We start from the raw sequence: 1699 nt of genomic DNA, 5'->3' as shown, positions 1-1699 counted from the left end.
GATGGATAACCCGGTCAATGATCGGCACCGCCACGTTGTCGTCGTGGAAGAACTCGCCCCAGCTGGTGAAGTCCTTGTTGGTGGTCAGTATGATCGACCGGTATTCGTACAGGCTGTTGATCAGTTGGAACAGGTTATAGCGGGCCTGCCGAGTCATGGGCAGGTAACCCAGTTCATCAATGATCAGTAGATCGTATTTGGCCAAGGCGCTGACCCGCTTTTTCAGCTCACCCTTCATCTCGGCCAGTTCCAGTTCTTCCACCAGATCCAGGGCATTGCGGAACAACACCCGGTAGCCAGCTTCCACGGCTTTGTGGCCGATCCCGATGGCCAGGTGGGTCTTGCCCACACCCGGCGGGCCAATGAACACCAGGTTGTTCCGTTCGTCGAGGAACTGGAAGTCCAGCAAGGCATTGACCTGACGTTTGGTGATGGTGGTCTGGTGCCGGTAGTCAAAGCCCTCCAGGCGCTTCTCGACGGGGAACGCGGCCATCTTCCGGTTCCGACGGATACGCTTGTCCTGGCGCTGGATCAGTTCGTGTTCGGCAAGCCGGTCCGCGAAGCTGAGATAGGACATCTCGTTGGCTTCAGCCTCGGCCAGCAGGCTGGTCAGTTCGTCGGCGGCCGCGCTCAGGCGCAGACTGCGGTAACGGGACACGGTCTGTTCAAGCTGGCTCATGGGTCACCCCCTGGCCACTGGAGTGGCCAACACGGCGGTAAGCACTTAGGTCCAGTGCTTCCTTGGGTTCTGGCAGAGGTTCCGGCTGCCGTTCCCGGAGAACGGCGGCCTGGGCCGCTTCAAGGTAGCTTTGCAGCCGTGTGGCGGTCATGCCACGACGCTCTGCCAGCGTCGTGATCAATGCCGGATCCACGGGTGCATAGCGCTTGAGCAGGTCACGGGTAGCCACCAACTGATCCTTGTAGATCTTGGGCTCGGAACGCTTGAGTTGCTGGCACAACCGTTGCCCGACTTCGCTACCGATCATCTCATTGATCTTGCTCTCAAGGGTGGCCACCCGCTCGGCATGATCGCGGTAGTGATGGGTGTTCTTGATCACCTTGCCTTTATCGGAACACAGCGTATGGCTGGCAATGACGTCGCCTGTGTTCAGGTCGCTGATATGGAGTTGGCCGCCGGACTCCAGAACGCCCACCCGGGCCTGCTGCCAGGCCATGGGCACAGAGTACTTGTTGGCCTTCCAGGCGATCAGGCCGGTCTTGTCGGCCCGACGTGTCTCGTGGGCCACCGGCTGCACGCAAGCTGGTGACAGATAGGCCTCCAGGTGTTCTCGCTCATCCCGTTCGAAGCGTTCCCTGGGTGGTTCGCCGGTGGTGCCGTGGATGCGGACATTGGCCACGCTCTCAACCCAGTCCTGCACGTGCTGGCGCACGTGTTCCTGATCCCGGAAGACTTCACCGTAAAGGCAATCCTGCTTGACGTACTTCACGCCGGCTTCCACCTTGCCCTTACTCTCCGGATCGTAGCCTTCGCAGGCATGGATCCGGAACCCTGCCGTGGTGGCATACTCATGGAACCGTTGATTGAGGGTCAGCTCCCGGTACTGCTCGTTGATCACCACCAGCTTGGTCTGATCGTAAACGCACTCCTCGGGCAGGCCACCGAAGTAACGCAGGGCTTCGTCATGGAGCTGGATAAAGGTCTGGGTATCCAGCGGCCGGAAGGCCAGACCCACGTACA

At 60.1% G+C, this 1699-nt stretch carries 2 protein-coding genes; both read right to left on the bottom strand.

All coding sequences use genetic code 11. The annotated features are described in order from the left end of the window. Positions 1-679: IS21-like element helper ATPase IstB (istB, locus tag ARC85_RS19605; RefSeq protein WP_286715989.1), on the bottom strand; the 679-nt coding region annotated here is incomplete at its 3' end. Next, a partial coding sequence (locus tag ARC85_RS19600; protein ID WP_286715986.1) for a Mu transposase domain-containing protein occupies positions 666-1699 on the bottom strand: 1034 nt, incomplete at its 5' end. The genes ARC85_RS19600 and istB, both read right to left, overlap by 14 nt.

The sequence above is a fragment of the Marinobacter sp. tcs-11 genome, assembly GCF_002049515.1.
GTDB lineage: Bacteria > Pseudomonadota > Gammaproteobacteria > Pseudomonadales > Oleiphilaceae > Marinobacter > Marinobacter nauticus.
Note: the sequence above shows the minus strand (reverse complement) of the source record. Positions and strands in the feature narration are given on the sequence as shown.